This is a genomic window from Telmatobacter sp. DSM 110680, assembly GCF_039994875.1.
In the GTDB taxonomy this organism is placed as follows: Bacteria; Acidobacteriota; Terriglobia; order Terriglobales; family Acidobacteriaceae; genus Telmatobacter.
Window position 1 is genome coordinate 4,340,359 of the sequence record NZ_CP121196.1, and the last position, 20,730, is coordinate 4,361,088.

17 protein-coding genes are annotated in these 20,730 nt (G+C 57.7%); 6 read left to right on the plus strand and 11 right to left on the minus strand.

Translation table 11 applies throughout. The annotated features are described in order from the left end of the window. Positions 1–67 precede the first annotated feature (67 nt). The 3 genes from P8935_RS17855 to P8935_RS17865 form a co-directional block, all read right to left on the minus strand. Positions 68–1,540, minus strand: coding sequence for a hypothetical protein (locus tag P8935_RS17855; RefSeq protein ID WP_348261654.1), 1,473 nt, complete (start codon positions 1,538–1,540; stop codon positions 68–70). A gap of 189 nt (positions 1,541–1,729) precedes the next feature. Beyond that, positions 1,730–4,132, minus strand: coding sequence for a TIM-barrel domain-containing protein (locus P8935_RS17860; RefSeq protein ID WP_348261655.1), 2,403 nt, complete (start codon positions 4,130–4,132; stop codon positions 1,730–1,732). Positions 4,133–4,306: 174 nt separating this feature from the next. Next, positions 4,307–4,705, minus strand: a complete 399-nt coding sequence (locus P8935_RS17865; protein ID WP_348261656.1) for a DUF1330 domain-containing protein — start codon at positions 4,703–4,705, stop codon at positions 4,307–4,309. A gap of 266 nt (positions 4,706–4,971) precedes the next feature. Here P8935_RS17865 and P8935_RS17870 point away from each other — a divergent pair, with 266 nt between their 5' ends. Next, positions 4,972–5,853 (plus strand): DUF92 domain-containing protein, encoded by an 882-nt coding sequence (locus P8935_RS17870; protein ID WP_348261657.1) that lies wholly within the window; start codon positions 4,972–4,974, stop codon positions 5,851–5,853. 83 nt (positions 5,854–5,936) lie between these two features. Here P8935_RS17870 and P8935_RS17875 read toward each other — a convergent pair whose 3' ends face one another. The 3 genes from P8935_RS17875 to P8935_RS17885 all read right to left on the minus strand — a co-directional run bounded on the left by P8935_RS17875 (position 5,937) and on the right by P8935_RS17885 (position 7,587). Continuing rightward, on the minus strand, positions 5,937–6,134 hold the full coding sequence (locus tag P8935_RS17875; protein WP_348261658.1) for a hypothetical protein: 198 nt from the start codon (positions 6,132–6,134) through the stop codon (positions 5,937–5,939). 164 nt (positions 6,135–6,298) lie between these two features. Next, complete coding sequence (locus P8935_RS17880; protein ID WP_348261659.1) at positions 6,299–6,934, minus strand: YdcF family protein; 636 nt, start codon at positions 6,932–6,934, stop codon at positions 6,299–6,301. A gap of 8 nt (positions 6,935–6,942) precedes the next feature. Further along, on the minus strand, positions 6,943–7,587 hold the full coding sequence (locus P8935_RS17885) for an L-threonylcarbamoyladenylate synthase (protein WP_348261660.1): 645 nt from the start codon (positions 7,585–7,587) through the stop codon (positions 6,943–6,945). 255 nt (positions 7,588–7,842) lie between these two features. Here P8935_RS17885 and P8935_RS17890 point away from each other — a divergent pair, with 255 nt between their 5' ends. From P8935_RS17890 to P8935_RS17900, 3 genes are all read left to right on the plus strand, one after another. After that, positions 7,843–8,697: an RNA methyltransferase gene (locus P8935_RS17890; RefSeq protein WP_348261661.1), complete on the plus strand. Its 855-nt coding sequence runs from the start codon at positions 7,843–7,845 to the stop codon at positions 8,695–8,697. Next, positions 8,694–10,076, plus strand: coding sequence for a replication-associated recombination protein A (locus tag P8935_RS17895; protein WP_348261662.1), 1,383 nt, complete (start codon positions 8,694–8,696; stop codon positions 10,074–10,076). Before P8935_RS17890 ends, P8935_RS17895 begins: the two co-directional genes overlap by 4 nt. A 440-nt stretch (positions 10,077–10,516) precedes the next feature. Further along, complete coding sequence (locus P8935_RS17900) at positions 10,517–10,762, plus strand: hypothetical protein (protein ID WP_348261663.1); 246 nt, start codon at positions 10,517–10,519, stop codon at positions 10,760–10,762. A gap of 110 nt (positions 10,763–10,872) precedes the next feature. Here the strand turns inward: P8935_RS17900 and P8935_RS17905 are convergent, their stop codons facing one another. From P8935_RS17905 to lnt, 4 genes are all read right to left on the minus strand, one after another. Then, a complete protein-coding gene (locus tag P8935_RS17905) occupies positions 10,873–13,059 on the minus strand; it encodes a thioredoxin family protein (protein WP_348261664.1) in 2,187 nt (728 codons plus the stop codon). A gap of 150 nt (positions 13,060–13,209) precedes the next feature. Further along, positions 13,210–13,638, minus strand: a complete 429-nt coding sequence (locus P8935_RS17910; protein ID WP_348261665.1) for a CoA-binding protein — start codon at positions 13,636–13,638, stop codon at positions 13,210–13,212. An 82-nt stretch (positions 13,639–13,720) separates the two neighbouring features. After that, positions 13,721–14,858, minus strand: a protein-coding gene (prfB, locus tag P8935_RS17915; protein WP_348261666.1) for a peptide chain release factor 2 whose coding sequence is annotated in 2 segments (ribosomal slippage) — positions 13,721–14,785 and positions 14,787–14,858 — 1,137 coding nt in all. Because the reading frame shifts where the segments join, the coding sequence is not laid out codon by codon here. A gap of 8 nt (positions 14,859–14,866) precedes the next feature. Then, a complete protein-coding gene (gene lnt, locus P8935_RS17920; protein WP_348261667.1) occupies positions 14,867–16,516 on the minus strand; it encodes an apolipoprotein N-acyltransferase in 1,650 nt (549 codons plus the stop codon). A gap of 472 nt (positions 16,517–16,988) precedes the next feature. Between lnt and P8935_RS17925 the strand changes: the two genes are divergently transcribed. Both P8935_RS17925 and P8935_RS17930 read left to right on the plus strand, forming a co-directional pair. After that, positions 16,989–19,358, plus strand: coding sequence for an APC family permease (locus tag P8935_RS17925; RefSeq protein ID WP_348261668.1), 2,370 nt, complete (start codon positions 16,989–16,991; stop codon positions 19,356–19,358). Positions 19,359–19,675: 317 nt separating this feature from the next. After that, a complete protein-coding gene (locus P8935_RS17930) occupies positions 19,676–19,900 on the plus strand; it encodes a hypothetical protein (RefSeq protein ID WP_348261669.1) in 225 nt (74 codons plus the stop codon). Positions 19,901–19,961: 61 nt separating this feature from the next. On the opposite strand, the gene P8935_RS17935 is transcribed toward P8935_RS17930, so the two are convergent. Further along, the gene (locus P8935_RS17935; protein ID WP_348261670.1) at positions 19,962–20,666 is read right to left on the minus strand and encodes a metal-dependent hydrolase; all 705 of its coding nucleotides are present in this window, start codon (positions 20,664–20,666) and stop codon (positions 19,962–19,964) included. Positions 20,667–20,730 lie beyond the last annotated feature (64 nt).

Sequence of the window (20,730 nt, forward strand, 5' to 3'; positions counted from 1 at the left end):
AAGCGCAGGCAAAAAGTTAAGGGCCATCCCTAAAGGGATGGCCCTTGACTGGATCTAGTGGAACTGATCAGGGATGAATGTTCTGGCAGGCGGTCAGAGAGGGTGTCACTCCAGGCAGATAACAAGGCTGTCCACCACCGGGAATGCGGCTGGTGATATTGGCGTTGCCTTTGACGGCAGTCTGCGACGTAACTCGCACGTCTACGAGGTTGCCCTCGATCAGCACCACGGTGTCGACGATGTCCTGATCGGTGCGGATGATGGTGAGGAAGGTGCTATCAGGTGAAGAGACATAGACCTTGCCGAAGAGTGAGTTTGAAGTCGACACGACGGTACGCGGGTGACCGGAGACGTTCAGCGTCTTCTCCACGGTATGGCTGGTCAGATTGACGACGTGTACGGTGCTGTCTGCCTGATCGGCGGTGTAGGCGCGGCTGCCATCAGCGAGCGCGGTAACGCTGGCGGGATTGTGTCCGACGGGAATCGTGAACGTGGTTCCGAACGTCTGGCTGTCGTTGCCGTATTCATCCAGGCTGACATCGATCAGCGTGATTGTGCCTCCATCGTAGTCCGCGATGACAAGCTGCTGGGTTGCCGCGATGTACTCTCCGTAGACAGGTCCCGCGACAGCTGGGACGTTGGTACCTGTCAAGCCAGCTGCAGTTGAGAGAGGCAGGCTGGGATGGCAGGTCACTGTCTGTCCATTCTGGTTGAGGAACGGGGTGCATTGATCGAGGGTGTTATTCAAACTGTTGATCACCGTGACGGTGTCACTGCCGCGGTTTAGCACGAATACGCGTCGTCCGTCGGTGCTTGATATGGCGTAGACAGGGCACTTACCGAGTGGAATGCGGGCTGACACCGTAAAACTGCTGACTTCCATCGCATCGGCCTCACCAACCTGCGAGACGGAGGTAGGCGCGTTGTTGCAGGTTACATCGAATGGCACGTCCTGGCTGATGGAATAGATATGCTGGCCGAGCGAGCCAAGCCCAACGACGGAGATCGGGGTCGTTCCCACAGGAATCGCGAGCTTGAAAGCTTCGGCTGAGCCATTGGTGGAAAGCACATCAACAACGTTTCCGGTCAGGTCGGGCGCCCAAAGTCCGGCAGTAGGAGAGAACAACCCCACCGTCTGGGCGGTCACCGGCAAGGTGGAGTAGTGGATGTCTTTTTCCTGCGGCTCGGAGGAGGATACCTGGAAGTTGGTGAGGGTGTGGTCACTATTGACCGTAAATCCGTTGGCACCGTTGGCATCGAGCGTGAATGCGGTGGGGTTCGGCCCAATGGGGGCCTGCGTCAGGATGCTATCGCCCGAGTAGTCGAGCACTGTGGCGACGCCCGGGGCGTTGGCGGACGGAGATGAGACGACGACCGCATATGAAATCGGCTGCGATGCGGGACCCGTAGGGTTGATGGGGGTGATAACCGGCCGGTATGAGTTACCGCAACCGGCAACAAAGGCGGCAGCCACAAGGGCAGCGCCCGCCTGAACCATCCGCATTCGCGCCTGGCTTAAAACGTTGGAAAAAAGACTCATTCAGTTCTTTCCTGCTTACCTGTCGATTGTAAATCAGTGACCGGGCGGAAACCGTCGATACGGTCCAGGGTTCACCGTGACGCATCAAGGCGCCGCTGTGTGCAAATTGATTCGCTACCGCACTAGCCGATGTTTCTGGGAATTAGACGGATTCGGACCCCTTTTGTATCCGGACGGCCTTTTGCAGGATCAATGCGGCACGACTTCAACAAAAGGCCCAATGACTTTGAGGATGGCGCTATCCGGGCCATTCCAGGCTGCAGGCCCATCATGGGTCAATTGCTGGCTGGAGTAGTTCCAGTGCAGATGGGTGACGGATCCAGCACCTTTTTCATATGCGTAGGTTGTACCGTCATCCGAGAAGAGGGTGAAGTCGCTGTCTGCGCCAACATAAATGCGAACCTGCGCGATGGTTTGTTTCTCGTGGGTGCTCGCGACTGGCGATCCAATAGGAACGATCGACCCGGCGCGGACGAAGAGCGGAATGGTGTCGATCGGGGCGGAAACGGTTATGGTCTGGCCACCCGAGACGCGTTCGTTGGTCCAGTAGTTGTACCAGAAGGAACCTGCGGGCAGGTAGACCTTGCGGCTGGTGGCTCCCTGCTCGGTGACGGGAGCGACAAGGAAAGCAGGACCGAACATGTATTCATCGCGGAGATCGGCCACGTTGGGGTCGTTGGGGAAATCAAGAGGCAGGGCCCGCATGAAGGGTGCGCCGGTCAGCCATGTCTGGTAGCCGAGCGAGTAGATGTAAGGCATCAGCTCGTAGCGAAGGCGAAGATACTTTTCGAGAATGGGTTCGGCCTGCTTGCCGTACGACCAGACTTCGTTGGTGCGGCGGCTGCCGTGAGCGCGCATGATGGGGAGAAACGTGGCGTATTGGAACCAGCGGGTGTAGAGCTCGGGGTAGTCGTCGTAGCCGCCGACGTTATCGCGTGCGTCGCTGGGATCGAGCAGGGGCGGGTGCGCGGGATGATGGACGGGTGGCAGATACTGCCATCCGCCGGTGTCGTTGGACCAGTAGGTAATTCCTGAAGCCGTGAAGTCGAGGCCGGTGGGGATCTGGCGGCGATAGGTATCCCATGTGGGATAGATGTCGGAGGACCAGACGATAGCTCCATTGCGCTGGACGCCGAGGTAAGCATCACGCGACAAGATGAGGGCGCGTTTTTGGGGCAGGTCGCGACGGAAGCCGTCTGACAGCGCGCCGGTGTGCAAAAGCGGGTATACGTTGTAGAACTGCGTGCCGGGACCGATGTGATAGTAGGCGCCGTTGGGAGGCAGGTCGGGCTCCGTTTCGTCGGCCCATATTGAGTCGAAGCCTTTGCTGAGGATGTTGTCGCGGATCGTGGTCCAGTACCAGCCCGCAGCATCGGGATTCGTCGTGTCGATATCGGATCCGGCGCGGTCGTAGGGAAGGCCGTTGATGGGCTTGCCGTCGGCGGTGTGGATGAGCCAGCCGTTTTTAGCAAGCTCGGAATAATAGCGGTCGTTGGGGACGAAGCGCGGCCATACGCTGATCATGGTTTCGAAACCCATATCGTGAAGCTGCTTGTTCATGGCGGCGGGATCGGGCCAGAATTTCGGATCCATATCCATCTGACCCATTTTTGTGTAGTAGAACCAGTCGACCACCATAACGTCGGCGGGAAGATGACGGTCGCGATATCCCTTTGCGACGGAGAGTACTTCGTCCTGGCTGGTGTAGCGTTGCTTGCACTGGATATAGCCGTACGCGGCTTTGGGCAGCAGCGGCGTGGGACCGGTGAGAAGTCGGTAGCCGGCGTAGATTTCGTCGGCGGTGTTGCCTGCGATGACGAAGAAGGAGACGCGATCGCCAACCTGCGAGGTCCACTTGGTCTGCTCGTTGAAGCCAGGCTCGATAGTGGTCTTGGACGGATTGTCCCAGATGAGGCCATAGCCTTTGTTGGTGATGAGGAATGGAACGCAGGTGGTAGGCGCGGCGGGTGACAGGTAGTCGTTCCAGCAGCGAACCGGATGACCGCGGTGATCGAGGAAGCCTTCGTGGTTGTCGCCAAGGCCGTAGTAGTGCTCGTCGTCGGGTGAGACGAAGGTGGCGCCGACGGTGAAGAACTCGGGGTCGGTGGGACGACGATCGTTGTTGATGTCGGCGGTGCCGTCCTTGTGATTGGGAACGGCCTGCTGCCAGCCGGTCATTTCAAGGAGTTTTTTGCCATCGGGCGTGGTGAACGTGATGTGCGCGCCGGGCGTGGAGCCATTGAAGAACTTGGCGATGTCGAGTTCGGTACTTAGTGGAGGATGTGCGGGTGGGTGGTCGCGCTCGACGGTGGCGATAATGCGGGAGGATTGGTAGATGTCGTTAAGGTCGGTCTGGCTGCTGCTCCAACCGGTGGCGTCGGGGAAACCGACAAATCCGTAGCCGGGCTTTGAGCGGGCATTCTCCGGCTCAAGACTGAGCGTGACGCGCACGATGTTGGGCGCGTAAGGCTCGAAGACGATGGTTGCGCCCTTGTGCCCGATTTCAAGCCGGCCGGAAATCTTTGTTTGGCAGAGTACCGGGACGGCGAGGACACCGGCGAGAAGCAGCACGACACACGAATACGCTTTCATCCTGAGCTCCGACACGCATAAAAGAGAGAAAAGTCCGCGCTGATGAGTTTAAACGAGTGGGTCGTGGGAGATATGTGCCCACGTGCGAGGAAAAGAATTCCTTGGACGGTACTAGTCGTCGGTGGTGGATTGCCATTTTTAGTCTGCTTCCTTTTTGCCCGTGAGCCGCCAGCATCACTGGGGGACGACCCCTTCTACGATAAATATGCGGCTCTTTGCTGCCATTTGCCTGATCGGCCTGATTGCCGCATAGACTGGTGAGTCGTACCACTCACGTGCCTTCTGCACACTATCGAATTCGATTACCACGACTCTGCTCTTTGGCGGGTCGCCTTCCAGAGCCTGAATCTTGCTGGTGCTGACGATGTAGCGATGGTTGAAAGGAGCCAGAGTTTCCGCTATCTTTTCCCCATAATTCTGCAACGCTTTGGGGTCGGTCACGTCGGCTTCGGCGATGACATAGCCATGTGGCGTCTTGACCTGCTGCCCCCGGATCGCAATTCCGCTTATAGCGCCGATCGAGACGGAGACGCCAACCATCGTCGCAAACACGGCTCCTGAGTTCGTTTTCATTGAGTTCATCACCCTCCATTCGTCGCTGCTGGGAGTTAGATTAGGCATCGAATAAATTCGAGTCAATGCAAGTCGCGCCAGATCACTGCGCGATTACGATTCCCGAGTTTTGGTTGGGTAATGGCTGACTCGGACCAACAATTTCGGACGGTTCATTGCGAACTCAATGTTTGAAGAACAACCGCAGATCCTTCCGCTTCTCGTCAGGACGACAGCGCATCGTGGACGCGGATCGGTTGTCCTGTTGGGAACGATACGATAGATGCGTGGGCCGACCCAAACTGCTGTGGCAATCGAAGACGCTTTTGCTGCTCGTGTTCCCGTTCGTTGGCGCTGACGTCGTACTGGAGACGCATTGGTGGGCGACCCAGATGCCGACGGTCGCTATCTGGACGCTCAGCATCAGTATTCTGCTGGGACTGGTGGCCTGGAAGCTGCGCTCGGCAACGGCGGGGGCGGCGCTGGCGGGAACGGCGATTACCGCGAGCCTGATGTTTGCGACGGTTTCGTTTCCATACGTGCCATGGAAGACCGCTTTGGTTCCGGTGATCGTGCTGCTGGTAATGACGTCGCTCTCAACCCGGCTGGGAAGGAAACGCAAAGAGAGCCTGGGAACTGCGGAGAGCAAGCGAGGGCGAGTTGCATCGCAGGTGGCCGCGAATCTGGGAGTGGCCGCGCTCGTATCCAACGGACTGGTGCTTTCTTGGATGATGGAACGAAGCTGGTTGCTTCCCCGTGGCGCTGCTCCGGCGCTGGCTTTTGCGGTTGGGCTTTCGGCCCTGGCGGAGGCAGCTGCGGACACGATTTCATCGGAACTGGGGCAGGTGGTTAGCGGAAATCCGCGCATGATTACTACGCTGCGGAGAGCCGAACCGGGCACCGATGGCGCGATCAGCGTAGGCGGAACCCTTGCCGGTATTGCGGCAGCCGGTTTGGTTGCGGCCGCGGGCGCGTGGGCGTTGAACGGCGGCTGGCTTGTGCTGGCGATTAGTTGGAGCGGTGGCCTGTTCGGGTTACTGTTCGACAGCCTGCTGGGGGCGACCGCCGAGCAGCGGGGATGGATCAACAACGATGCCGTGAATTTTCTGTCGACTGCAAGCGCGGCGGGGATTGCAGTTGCAATACTGGCGGTTTTGCCAAATCGCTGAAAGTGGCCCAATGTCCTAACAAATTAGGACGCGGGATCCCGCGATGCCTTTACCGTAAATGTGAGGCATCCAGCGCTGCCAAGCTAGGGACAGACGGATGCATATTTTTTGCCGTTGGAACCCCACTGCAACAGCACTCTGACACGAGCATCTCTGGCTGCCGATTCGGTTTCAAACTGGCCGGCTTCCCGTTCATTGCCGTCAGGGAAAACATGGAACGTCCACTTTCCGTTGTCTTTCTTGATCGTCGGACCGGGGGCAGGGTGTTTGTCAGTATTCATCGATTGTCCTTGAGACAGGGATTTTCCGCGGGATTCGTCGATGGTAGACGCAAACTCTGATGAAAAATCTCGAGAATCGTAACCTGAGGCGAAAAACAAGTCATCTGGGCGAGTGGTTACCGATGATCTGTTCACTTCGTTCCGAGCTGACAGGGTGCTGATATTTAGTTGAGGTGAAGGCGCCAGAGGGTATAGCTGGCAATTTCGTGCTCTATCCGCTCGGTTTCTCCGGTGTTGCCTTCGATGGGTACGCGCGGGCGCGGAGAGGTGAGCACGTCCAGACCGTTGGCGGCACAGATTTCATGGATGCGGAAGAGGTGGGCGCCATCGCTTACGACGACGAGGCGATGAAGGCCGTTGGTGCGGGCGATGACGGCGAGGCGACGGACGGATTGATCCGTGCTGGTGCTTTCGGTTTCAGCGATGGTGTCAGACTCGGGAACGCCAGCCCCGATTAAATATTGTTTACCGACAGCGCCCTCAGAGAACTGGTCACCGCCATCGCCGCCGAGCGTGATGATGAGCGGCGCAATCCCTCGGTTGTAGAGTGACTCGGCATGATCGAGCCGGGCCCGAAAGACGGGTGAAGGATGTCCGTCGTATTCAGCGGCACCAAACACCGCGATGGCATCGGAGGGTGCGGCTTGATCCTGGGATGCATAGTGCTCGATCTGGACGTAGACCCAGCGGCACCAGATGAGGGTAGCGATCAGCAGAATGGCGAGAATTGCGAGAATTCGTCGAAGAATCCGCCTTTTCGGTTCTATTACTTCCGATGTTGGCTTCAACTCCGGTTTCATGTTGACTCTCAGCGTTGCAGCACCATGACTATCTCATGTGTAGGGATGGCGCCTTCGCGAAGTATCTCCCAGCGACCTTCGCCGAGCGACAGGTCGACGATAGTGGTGGGTTGAGCGCGGCCGGTGGGTCCTCCGTCGACGATGAGGGGTATGCGGTCGCCGATCTGGTCGCGGACACAAGCGGCGTGGGTACACTCCGATGCGCCCTGGAGATTTGCGGCGGTCGCGGTGATGGGCAGGCCAAGCCGCTCGACCACGGCGCGCGGGATGGCGGCATCGGGAATGCGCAGGGCGACGTTGCCGGTATTGGCAGTGGAGCGTAAAGGCAGCTTGGTGCCGGCGCGAACGATGATGGTGAGCGGACCGGGCCAGAAGCGGTCGGCAAGCTTGTCGAGCAACGGATCGGTGTCGCGGGCCAGTTCGTAGGCCTGGCTGAGAGACGCAATCAGGAGTGAAAGGGGCTTCTGCTTCTGGCGGCTCTTGATGCGGTAGATATTCTCGACGGCGTGAAGGTTGACTGGGTCCACAGCGAGGCCATAGAAGGTATCGGTGGGCATGGCGACTACATCGCCCTTGCGCAGACAAGAGACGATGTAATCAATCCGGTCTGTCTGGGGCTCATCGGGATGGACGCGCAAGATTTCCGCGGACAAGAAGGTCTACCTCGGTTCCCTCGGGCAATTTACGATTGCCGACTTTCATGACGACCGCAAACACTCAACACCGGCGACTATGTGCTGGACTTGGCTGAAACGACAGACAAGCCGCAGACATCGCTCAAGCATTTGCTGACGCCACAAAGACGGAAGCTATCACAGCACCGGCTGCGGTGCAACTACTGCCGTCCATTCAGCGATATCCAACAGGACCGCTTAGAATCGGCTAAGCGAAAGACGGATCGCAGAAAAATGCCTTTTCGTATTGTACAGAGTGCGCAGAACTCACGGTTGAAGGAGTTGCGCAGAGCACTGGCCAGTCCGGGGCGAAATGAAAACGGCTTGGTAGGCATTGAAGGGCCCAACCTTCTGGCCGAGGCCTTACGGGCGGGTCTGAACGTGCGATGCGTCTTTGTAGCGCAAGGGTCGGAGCCGATGTTGGAAGGGTTAGGCCTGCCGGCGGGAATCGAAGCACTGGTGATGAACCGGGCGCTGCTGGACTCGGCGCTTGCGACGGAGGCGCCGCAGCCGGTTGCCGCGCTGGTAGAGCCGCCGGATTGGACCTGGGCACACATCATAGGAATCCATAAAGGCTCCGCAGCGCTTGTGGTGGTGCTGGCTGGGTTGCAGGATCCCGGGAATCTGGGGACGATTCTGCGATCGGCGGAGGCGTTTGGAGCGGATGGCGTGCTGTGTCTTGAAGGTACAGTGAGCGCGTGGAATTCGAAGGCAGTTCGAGCGTCGGCCGGGAGCGTGTTTCGCATGCCAGTGTTGCAAATGAAAGCAATGGAGGCGATGGCGCAGTTGCGCGAGGCCAGAGTACGCACTTTGACTACGGCAGTGAAAGGGGAAAAGCGGGCAGACGAGATCGACCTGGCGGAGCCGGTTGCGCTTCTCATCGGGAATGAAGGTAACGGGGTGCCCTTGGAGTTGGCGGCGAAGGCAGATGGAACGATCACGATTCCCTGCCCCGGCCCGGTGGAAAGCCTGAATGCGGCGGTGGCGACGAGCGTTCTTCTGTATGAAGCCGATCGCCAGCGGGCAGCCGCACGACAGCGGGCGGCAAAGGGCGCCGGTTCGTCGGGACGGCGCGGAGGGACGCGATGAGTTTGTTTGATGGAGTCCCCGAGGGCGCCGAGAGACCAACCCAAGGGCTGCTGCATGCAATGCCCGGAGCGCCGCTGGCGGAGAGGATGAGGCCGCGCACGCTGGAGGAGTATAGCGGGCAGGAGCACCTGTTGGGTCCGGGAAAGCCGCTGCGGGTGCAGATCGAGCGCGACTCGCAGGATGCGCAGAGCCTGGGCTCAATGATCTTTTGGGGACCGCCGGGAGTAGGCAAGACGACGCTGGCGAAGATCATTGCTGAAACTACGAAAGCAAATTTTGTGGAGTTTTCGGCAGTGATGAGCGGGATCAAGGAAATCAAGCAGGTGATGGCTGCGGCGGCGCAGGCTGCGGAGATGCATTCGCGGACGATCCTGTTTGTGGACGAAATTCATCGCTTCAACAAGGCGCAACAGGATGCGTTTCTGCCCTACGTGGAGCGCGGGACTATTCGGCTGATCGGGGCGACGACAGAGAATCCGTCGTTCGAGATTATCTCGGCGTTGCTGTCTAGATGCCGCGTGTACGTGCTGCAGCCGTTGAGCGAGGAGCGCATTGTTGCGCTGCTGCGGAAGGCTGTCGAGGACAAAGAGCGCGGACTCGGTGCGATGGAGTTGAGCGCGGATGACGATGCGCTGGAGTTGATTGCGAGCTACTCCAGCGGCGATTGCCGGAGCGCTTACAACACGCTGGAGGTTGCGGCACAGCTCGCGCTTGAACCGAACGCCGCCGGGACGAAGCACATTGACAGGGCGCTGGCGACGGAGGCCGTGCAACAGCGCGTGCTGATGTACGACAAGTCTGGCGAGGAACACTACAACCTGATCTCGGCGCTGCACAAGAGCGTGCGCAACAGTGATCCGGACGCGGCGCTGTACTGGCTGGCGCGCATGTTTGCGGCAGGCGAAGATCCGCTGTACCTGGCGCGACGCGTGGTGCGGATGGCGGTCGAAGATATTGGGCTGGCGGCACCGGAGGCGCTGAATCTTTGCTTGTCGGCAAAGGAGGCTATCGATTTTCTTGGCTCTCCTGAAGGTGATCTCGCGCTGGCGGAAGCCGTCGTCTATCTCTGTCTCGCGCCCAAATCGAATTCGGTTTATACCGCATATGGCGCCGTGCAGCAGGAGATTGAGCATACGCGGCAGGAGCCTGTGCCGCTGCATTTGCGCAATGCTCCTACACGGCTGATGAAAGAGTTGGAATACGGCAAGGGATACCGCTACGCGCACGATGAAGAAGGCAAGGTGGCGGAGATGGATTGCCTGCCCGACTCCCTGAAAGGCCGGAGCTATTACAAGCCGACGCAGGAAGGGCGCGAGAAGGCACTCGCGCAACGAATGGAAGAGATCCGAAAGATTCGCGCAGGAAAGCGCGTTGGGTAAGCTTTCAGGCTGCGGTAATGACGCACAAATAGATTAGAGATCGCGCCGAGAACTAATTTCGAGAATTTCGTCAATCACTTCGCGCAGACAGCGCTTCTCTCAGGAGCTGACGAAGCATCGGCATTCGCGACGAGATTTCGTCACGTCTTTTCGTCACTTGCGGCATCGTCACACGCAGTCTGCGCGGTGATGAATCTGTAAAGCATCTCCTTTCATACATCAGGCTCACCGGGTCATGTCCACGCAACTTTGGTATGCGAGTTGCTGTTTATACATGTGTAAGCGCGGAGGGTTCGATCCAATCACGAAGCGGAACGCAAGAACAAGGCGTTGCGTAGTAAGTGGAAGGTGATTGAAGCGGGCCAATAAATACCGAGTTGAGCCGAACCTGGCATGGCCCGGCAACCGCAAGCAAGAGAGAGGGGACTGAGGAGGTCGTTATGTCGCCGAATGGGAATGAATTCACCTACGCCAAGCAGTTTGAAGGGAATCTTCGCGGCACTTCTGATCCGGTTCCTGCACGTGTGCACACGCACCTGCGAATGATGTCGCGGGAAATGGTGGAAGAACTGCAAAAGCTCGACCATCGAACCAGCGGTGCTCCGCAGTATGTATTTGTACGGCGGGATGATTTGCCGCTTCATCCGAGTCTGCAGGCGACGGGACTGCACTACTTCGAGTGGTAGAGCGAACGTCGCTCAATCGCGGTACTTCACGGGCAGCTGTGAACACGAGCACCGGAAGTACCGCAGGACTTCTGCGACGATCTTCCTTCGCCTGGCAATCGAATGCTTCCCTATTTTTTGAAAGCACTCTGGGATGCAGAATGCGGAAGCTGCGCGAGCGCGCCGTTGACGATGCCGGGAGTGAGAACTTCTGGCAGGAGACGCGGACTCTTTTCTCCGGGCACATAGAGGGCATAGGTGGGAACGCCGCTACGGCCGAAGGAGTTGAGAGCCTGGGTGATGGAGTCGTCGTAGCGGGTCCAGTCGGCGCGGAGCAGGACAACGTTGTTGTCGGCGAAGGCTTTCTGAACTTCGGGGGTGCCGAAGGCTACACGCTCGTTGACCTGACACGAGAGGCACCAGCTGGCAGTGAAGTCGACGAAGACGGGACGGCCCTGAGATTGATAGTGAATGACGGCTTCGGCGGACCACGGCTGCCAGCCATTCGCTGCTGTTGATGGGGCGGATTGCGCGGCCTTCGTGACCAGTTGACCGGGAGCGATGCTGGCGAGAACGATCACTGCAACAACAATGAGACTTGCGATGATCGTGGCCCAGCGTTGCGCGGGCCAGCGGCCTAGGAACCATCCGGCGATGGCAAGCAGAAGGAAAATCACCAAAAGTGCAGCGAGCATTGTCGATCCGTAGGCAGATGCGACGACCCAGGCGAGCCAGATGACAGTTCCGAAGATGGGAATAGACACGGCTTGCTTGAGGACTTCCATCCATGCGCCGGGGCGTGGGAGGATGCTCGTCCATGCGGGTTGCAGCGTGAGTGCTACGTAGGGCGCTGCTAGTCCGAGAGCGAGCGCGGTGAAGACAGCGAAGGTGACGAGCGCAGATTGGGCGAGCGCGTAGCCGAGAGCGACTCCCATGAACGGTGCGGTGCACGGAGTGGCGACGATGACGGCGAGGACTCCGGTGAAGAAGCTGCCCGTATAACCCTGCTTCTGAGCAAGCGAACCACCGGCGCTCGTAAGAGTGAGACCGATTTCAAATTGGCCGGCGAGAGAGAGGCCGAGAAAGAAGAGCAGCGCGGCCATCAGTGAAAGAAAAATTGGTGACTGGAACTGGAATCCCCAGCCGAGGTGCGAGCCGGCGGAGCGGAGACCTAGCAACAGCGCGACTAATATCCAGAAAGAAACGAGGATTCCCGCGGCATAGACGAAGCCGTGGGTGCGGAGTTTGTGTCGCTCTTCGCCACCTGACTGCACAAGCGACAAGCCCTTGATGAAGAGCACGGGGAAGACGCAGGGCATCAGGTTGAGGATCAGTCCGCCGAGGAAGGCGAGGCCAGCGGCTTGAAGGAGCCCCGGGCCGGGTGCGGGCTGCGCGGGGGTTGGTGATTCGACAACGGGACTAGCGGTGTTAGCGGGGCTGTAAGGATTTGCGCTGGCCGAGGTGCTTGTTTCGATGGGTACGGCCTTTGGCGCTTTGGGAGTACCTGCCAGTGCAATGAGCTCGTAAGCGCGACCGCCGGAGAGTTGAAGCAGGCCTGTTAGTTCTTTGGGGTTTGCTGCTAGAGATTCGTCCTTTTTCAGATCGAGGGTGAGACCGTTCGCGGTGGGCGTTACGGTCTGAGGCGCGGGGTTGGAGAGGATGTCGGGGCTGGCCGGGAAGAAGGACGCTTCGTTTTCTTTGTGCCCCGTGTTGATGGTCAGGCGGAAGCCGGTGGGTGTTGGTGCGAAGCCAATTCTCAGATTCGCTGGTGGCGATGCCGGAAGCTTGTTGGCGAGGCGAGCCCAGATACCTTGATCGGGTTCAACGGAAGCGCTGCCTGAGCTAGCCTGGGCAATGGAGCGATCGAGTTCGAGCTCGGTTTTTTCGGGGATGCAGCTTCCGCGACAGACGAGCCAGTCGATCTTGGCGTGCAAAACTGCTGGGCCTGTGGCTGCCTGTTCAGCGACATTGAGTTTGATCGGAAACAGCACTTCGTCTTCGTAGCCGAAGTCCATCAAGGGGCCGAGGGGAAGACGCTTCGGGATAGGGAATTGAATGGGTCCGGTGGTGATTCCCTGCGGCAGCGTCCACTTGATGTGAGGTGGTTCGCCCGCGTCACCGGGGTTCTTCCAGTAGACGTGCCAGCCGGGTTCGAGCTTGAAGTATAGGCCGGCGTTGTTGCTTCCGGGATGAAGCTGCGTGTCAGGACTGATGAGTTGTACATGCACGTGCGGCAGGGCTGCGGAACTGGACGCGGCAAGCGCCGGCAATCCAGCGAGCAGGAAAAAGAGCGCGATGATTGAGCGAGAGAATTTCATTCAGGATCAGACAGGGCCTTTGTATTCGACGCAACTGGGCACTGGTTGGTCGCGTGAAGTAGCAGGTTTGATGTAACGGAATTGTCACCATTTCCCGCAATGCGCAAGGACATTGAAAATATAGCGAGAGTCGGACCGTCGACCACGAATCTAGCCTACTCTCTGCGCGTGTTCACGAAAGATGCATACATTCTGGACGCATTTCACGCCCGCTTTTCGGGCTTGAGCGATGGCCTTGTCGTTGATCACGTCCTCCTGAAGCCAGAGGTAGCGGATGCCGAGGCGGATCACATCTTCAACGATAGGTGGAACCTTGTCAGAGGCACGGAAGACGTCAACCAAGTCGATGCCTTTGGGGTAATCCTCCAAGGCGGCGGCATGCGCCGATTCGAGGTCGGGATAGCACTTGAGGCCATGCACCTCCGTGAGGGCGGGGTTGACGGGAAAGACGTGATATCCCTGCATGACAAGATAGCGGGTGATGTTATGGCTGGCGCGCCAGGGTTTGTCGCTTACGCCAATCACGGCGATGGTCTGCGCATTACGGAGCATTTCGTTGATGAGTGCGGGATCATTCATTTGGCTTCTAAGCCTCTAGCTCCTAGCTTCTAGCTTTGAGTTCTCGACTCGATGCGCTGGTGGCTTCCGTTGGAGAGTCTTACTACACTTCCAACTCGTCTTCCGGGCCGGCTGAGACTGCGGTCCCTCGACGCTTGGCTAACAGGTATCCGCGCAGGAAAGGCTCGAGATAGCCATCGAGCACCTTGTCTACGTCGCCGACTTCTACCTTGGTGCGGTGATCCTTTGCGATGCGATAGGGCTGCAGAACATAAGAGCGAATCTGCGAGCCGAAGTTGATCTCAAGCTTGGAGTCTTCGAGCTTCTTGCTCACAGCGCGCTTCTTTTCGAGCTCATATTCATACAGGCGCGAGCGGAGCATCTTCATCGCCTTCTCGCGATTCTTGTGCTGGGAACGCTCGTTCTGACACTGCACCACGATTCCAGTGGGGAGGTGCGTCATGCGTACGGCGGAGTCGGTGGTGTTGACGTGCTGGCCGCCTTTGCCGCCGGAGCGATAGGTATCGATGCGCAGATCTTCGAGCTTGAGATCGACGTTGATGGTCTCGTCGATTTCGGGGGAGACATAGACGGACGCGAAAGAGGTGTGGCGTCGCTTCGCAGAGTCAAACGGCGAGATGCGCACCAGGCGATGAACGCCGCTCTCTCCGGCCAGTTGACCGAAGGCATATTCGCCGGTAATGGTGAAGGTCGCTGATTTAATTCCAGCTTCTTCGCCGTCCTGGTAGTCATTCATCTCAGTCTTGAAACCCTGCTGCTCGGCCCAGCGGAGATACATGCGCAAGAGCATCTCGGCCCAGTCCTGGCTCTCGGTGCCGCCGGCGCCGGGATGCACGGTGACGATGGCATTCAGAGGATCGGCCTCGCCGGAGAGCATGGTGCGCGCTTCCAACTCCTCGGTAAAAGTGGCAAGGGCCTTGATGTCGCGTTCGAGATCAGCGAGGACATCTTCGCCTTCACGGGCGAGTTCGAAGTAGGCATCGATGTCGCTGGTGCGGCTGACAAGTTTTTCGTCGTCGGCGATGAGAGATTCGAGGCGCTTGCGATCACGCATCAGCGGTTTGCTGGCGGCGGTGTCTGACCACATTGCTGGGTCGGCAAGCTTAGTTTCGATTGCGGTTAGTTCCCTGCGCAGGCGAGCAGGGTCAAAGATACTCCCGCAGGTCGCGGACTTGGTCGCGCACCGGAGCGTAGGCGTATTCGAGATCAGTTAATGCCATGTTTGCTCTTAGGACCTGACTTTGTTTTGAATTGCGAGCCGGAGGTTGGCTTTGCCACACCAGCCCATGAGGCCCAGACTCAGTATGGCACAGAGCCACGCGAACACGTCGCCATGCTCTGTATAGAAGGTGATGTCGTCGCGGAAGCCGTATTGGGCGGGCAGAGCGTCAATTTGATGGCGCGGAATGCTCTGGCGGACGCGTCCGTAGGGGTCGATGACAGCAGTGACGCCGTTATTGGTGTCGCGCAGAAGCCAGCGGCGGTTTTCGATGGCGCGCATGCGGGCCATATTGAGGTGCTGCCATGGGGCGCTGGTGTCCCCGTACCAACCGTCGTCGCTGATGTTGACGAGGACCTCGGCGCCGAGTTGGGCGAAGTGGCGGACTTCGTCGGCGAACACGGCTTCGTAGCAGATGAAGATGCCGTAGTAGTGTCCGTTGAGACGGAAGACTTTGCGTCGCTCACCGGGCGTGAATTTGGAGACACGGCCTGTAAGTTTGTGCGCGAAGGTGAGGTACTGGGCAAACGGAACGTATTCGCCAAAGGGGACGAGGTGAATCTTCTCGTAGCGACCGAAACGACCGCCGTCAGCGCCAAAAACCATGGCAGCGTTGTAGTCGAGTTCTTCGTTTTGAGGCGACAAATCAGCAGCGAGACCGCCGATGATGAGTGGAGCCTGATTCGATTGGGTAAGAGCGGCCATCGAATTCTGGAATCGTGGATCCCCCTCGAAGAAGGGAGAAGGTGCTTCTGGCCAGACGATGAGATCCGGATGAGTGTTGTAAGGCGGGCAGATGATTTCGCCGTTGGGTGCTCCGGTCTGCGGAATTCCGGCGATGTAGGTTTTGCATTGCTCGCTAGCGAGATGCGTGAATTCCGCGATGTGTCGATCCCATTCGCCGGGGCCGGACCAGTCGTTATCGCCGCCTACGTCAAGGTTGGGTTGGACGAGGACGGCGGCGGTGGTTGTTGAGGACTTGGCAGGTTGATGGGCGATTCCAGCAAAACCTGTGGCGGCGAGGAGAACGCCCACGGCGCTTGTGAGCCAGCGGCGGCGATCACTTGTCTCAACAGTGCCAACAGCTATGAGCGCATTTATCGCAACAAGAACGAAGCTGATGCCGTACACACCTGTCCACGGTGCTAGCTGATTCACAATGCCGTTGTCGACTTGTGAGTAGCCGAGTTGGTCCCAGGGAACACTGGTGATGCGGGAGGCGGCGAGGTCAAGTGTCACCCATAGGAAGGGGGCTGCAGCGAGAGCGAGATTCGACTTGCCGGTTGCGCGGCGAACCAGCATTACTCCCAATCCGAATAATCCGAAGTAAAGGCCGAGGACCAAGCTGAAGCCGATGAGCAGCAGGACCGGTGCACCGGCCGGCATCTCGCCATAGTGGAGCATGGTGTCGCGGATCCAGTAGCAGTTGCCCATGTACCAGAAGACCCCGCAAAGATAGGCCACCAGAAAGGCGCGACGCAAAGGGCGGGGATGATCGACCATAGCGGGATTAAGGATGGCCCAGAGAAGAGGCACGAGGCCGAACCATGCGAAGACGCTGCGCCAAGGCGGCATGGGGCCAGCCAGTGGGAACGGCAATTCCAGCAGAGCCGCGGATAGAACTGCCGCCGCCCACATCCTTATTGAATGCCAGCGCATACAGGGTGGAGTTTAATGCATTGGGCTTTGGCGAAGGGACGCCGGCGCTGTTGGCGAATCACAAACATTCGTTGAGAGAAGGAAACGCTGTCGCAATTCAGGGCGATTTCAACGGAACGAATGGAGACTGCGATCGTTTTGGCCAATTTCAAAGATCTTAGAGTCAGAAACCATTTACAATTTCTTCTATGGTTCTAGGCACATTCGCAATAAAAGCCCTCGAGGCGATGTTTTTTGTTGGCCTTGCGGGGTCGGCCGTGGTGGTCTTGATCAGCTTTGTCGAAGACTTCAAGGAACTATTCGGCGAAGAGTGAACGCCCTCAGCACACGTCACATTTCCATCCTGTTTACAAGCATTTCCGTTTAGTGGTTGACGGCTGCTTCGTTCAGCACTAAACTCAGCCAAGGGCGGCGGGAAAACGAGCCCTTTTTGACTTTAAGCGGTAGAAACACCTGGCTGGCGCAATAAGTAATGGCATCCACTCGAACGACCGTAGCCCCACCGTCAGACCGCGTCCGGCTTATCGTGGCATCCTCCGTGATGCTCACGTTCATATCCTTCTGGCGTGCCGCCGCCATCGTTCTCAATGACTTAGGCTCATCCGCATTTTATGCAGGCGGCATCGCCGAACAGGCGGTAGGAGCGGCTGCGCCCTGGTTCATTCTCGGCATCATGTTGTTCAGCTTTGCCGTACGCGCGGTGTACGTGGAAAGCTGCTCGATGTTCACGCGCGGCGGTGTTTACCGTGTCGTGAAGGAAGCCCTGGGTGGTACCTTCGCGAAGCTCAGCGTGTCGGCGCTGATGTTTGACTACATCCTCACAGGACCGATCTCGGGTGTATCGGCAGGTCAATACATCACCGGCCTGATGAACGAACTGATGACGGTAGCCAACAACAGCCATTGGCTGCCACCAGCGCTGATGGATGCGCATGGCAGTCCCTTTCAGTTCGACATGAACTACACCTCAGCGGTGTTCGCAGCGGCGGTCACTATTTACTACTGGTGGCAGAACATCAAGGGCATTGAGGAGTCGAGCGACAAGGCTTTGCGGGTTATGCAGATCACGACCATCATGGTGGTCGTACTTTTCATCTGGGGTGCTTACTCCGTATTGGTCGTTGGCGTGCATCTGCCTCCACCACCGACTCCCTCTCACTTGAAATTCAGCACGGATGCACTGGGATTCTTGAAGGGCACCGGGTTACCAATCTTCGGCTTGTTCGGAATCATCATGGCCTTTGGGCATTCCATCCTGGCCATGAGCGGCGAGGAGAGCCTCGCCCAGGTCAATCGCGAGATACAACACCCGAAGCTCAAAAACCTGAAGCGCGCCGCGATCGTTATTGCGATCTACAGCCTGATCTTTACCGGTGGCGCGACGTTGCTGGCGTCGATGCTGATTCCGGACGGACCGCGTACGCAGATTTACCAAAACAACCTGATCGCCGGCTTGGCCATGTACATGGTTGGCCCTATGTTCTGGCGAGTCGTGTTTCGGGTCTTCGTCGTGTTTGTGGGCTTCCTGATTCTGTCGGGCGCGATTAACACGTCGATGATTGGATCGACCGGTGTGCTGATGCGCGTTGCTGAAGACGGCGTGCTGACGGATTGGTTCCGCAAACCGCACCCGAAATTCGGTACCAGCCATCGCATCGTAAACCTTGTCTTCGCGCTGCAAATGTTTACGATTATCGCCACGCGCGGCAACGTGATCACCCTGGGCGAGGCTTATGCCTTCGGCGTGATCTGGTCGTTCACCTTCAACAGCCTGGCGATGCTGGTGCTGCGCTGGAAGTACCACGGAGAGCGCGGCTGGAAGGTTCCGCCCAATATCAAGATCGGCAAGACTGAAGTCCCGATCGGGCTTTTCTGTGTCTTTCTCGTTTTGCTTTCAACGGCAATTACGAACCTCTTCACGAAATCGATTGCGACTGTCAGCGGCATTATCTTTGCTGCTGCCTTCTTCATCATTTTCACAGTGTCGGAGCGGGCGAACCTGCGCAAACATGCTCTGACAGCGCGACAGATGAAGGACCACTTCCAGTTGGAACATCAGGACACCATCAGCCGGGAGTCGGTTGCGGTGAGGCCGGGTGGCGTGATGGTCACGATGCGCGATTCAAACAACCCGGTTGCATTGAAGTGGGTGCTGGCTCGCACCAAGACCGAAGATCGCGACGTTGTGGTGATGAGCGTACGCATGATGGGCGCGGGCGGCCCCGAATATCTAAGCGCTGAGGACCAGAGCTTCAGCGAGCACGAGCAGATGCTGTTTACCAAGGCTGTATCGGTAGCAGAAAGCTTTGGCAAGAAGGTGTCCCTTCTCGTGGTGCCGGCGGGCGATGTTTTTGCCGCTCTGGTACAAGGCGCGAATTCGCTCGAAGTGGATTCGGTCGTCTCGGGGCAGTCGACCTCAATGACGGCAGAGGACCAGGCGTTTCACATGGGGCAGGCGTGGGAGGCATTGCCAGAACCCAAACGCCAGTTCAATTTCTACGTGGTGGGCGCGAACGGTGAGACCAAGGTGTTCTACATCGGTCCACATGCTCCGACGCTCGGACCGGATGATGTTCAGCTAGTGCACCGCCTTTGGCTGAACATGAGGCGTGATCCATCTGTACAGGACCTGCACCACAGCGACATCATCACGTACGCATTAACGCGGCTGGCAGGACAGTATGCGCGTGAGAAGGTGGAGATTCTCCGCGACTTGCGGAATTATCGAGCCTCAGAGTCACCAACACTTCGCATAGGCGGACAGGACTTGCCTGCAACTACTTCTCCATCCGGGGTTCATGAACCGACACCGCCTTCTTCAAAAGCTCCCCGCGGCGTATAGCCGTCGGGTTGATGCTGTTATACCCACACAGAACCAAGGATCGTCGCGATAACTAACTTATGCAACCGTGTTATACGTCAGGTACTGTGCGTTATATGCAGACACGTTACTTTAGGGCAATAACAATCGAGAGAAAATATCAATATCTATCTCTGGAGTTATCACACTAAAGTCAACGCCGGTTACTCTTTTTCGTTTGTCATTGCCTTGATAATTCGCTATCGTCATTCCTCAGAAACCTCAATTCAAAGTGAGTCAGATCTACGCGCATTGGTGGGTGGAGTTGCGCCGGGATCTTCCAAGGAGGCACGGTGGGAGTGGCAGAGATACTGCAGCAGATCGATCGCGAGATTGCTCAATTGCAGCGCGCACGAGCACTGCTGAATGGCGGAGCGGTGAAGAGTGCGAGCCGATCGGTAACTGGAACAACCAGAAAGAGCAAAAAGAGGAAGTCCAATCTCAGCCCGGAAGGCCGTAAGCGCATTGCGGACGCAGTAAGGCGCCGCTGGGAAAGACAGCGGAAGGCTTCGGGCGGAAAGTAGCCTGAGTAAATAAGAACGGCTGAGGACATTCCTCAGCCGTTTTTATTTGCGGATTCTCTGATCAGATCGATTCGCCGGGCGCCACCCGCATTACTTCGATTGAATTCTTCAAATGTTCTGCAAGCTGATCGGGAGTTCCGGTCAGCGGTGGAAAGGTGCCGAAATGAATGGGCAATATCGCTTTCGGCTCCAGGAATTGTCCGGCTAGTGCAGCTTCCCTTGGTCCCATGGTGTAGAAGCCACCAATGGGCAGCATGGCGATCTCGGGATGATAAAGATCCTTGATCAACTTCATGTCGCCAAAGACCGTGGTATCTCCTGCGTGATAGAGCACGGGACCGCCGGTGATGGTTAATACGAAGCCAGCTGCTATGCCTGCGTACTGCGAACCGCTTTTGCCCTCGACGCCGGCAGAGTGTTTGGCTTCGACCATGGTGACGGCCACATCATCCAACTGGACCGTTCCACCGATATTCATGCCGGTAATGTTCTCGGCACCCTGTTTGTTGACGTACGCGGCCAGCTCATAGATCGCGACGACGTTCGAATTATGCTTCTTGGCAACTGGCACAGCATCGGACATGTGGTCACCGTGTCCGTGCGTCAGCAGTATGTACTGAATCTTTTCAGGGAGCTTGAAGTTTTTGGGGTATTTGGGATTGTGCTCGATAAAGGGATCAATCAGGATGTTTGTGCCTTTAGGGGTTTGGACGAGTACTGTGGCATGTCCAAGCCAAGTGATGCGCGTGCCTTTCAGAAAATTCATAATCGCTCCAGTTGAGGTTAGTTCTGGAAAAGAGCAGATGGTTGGATGCGAAGGGGTGACTGAA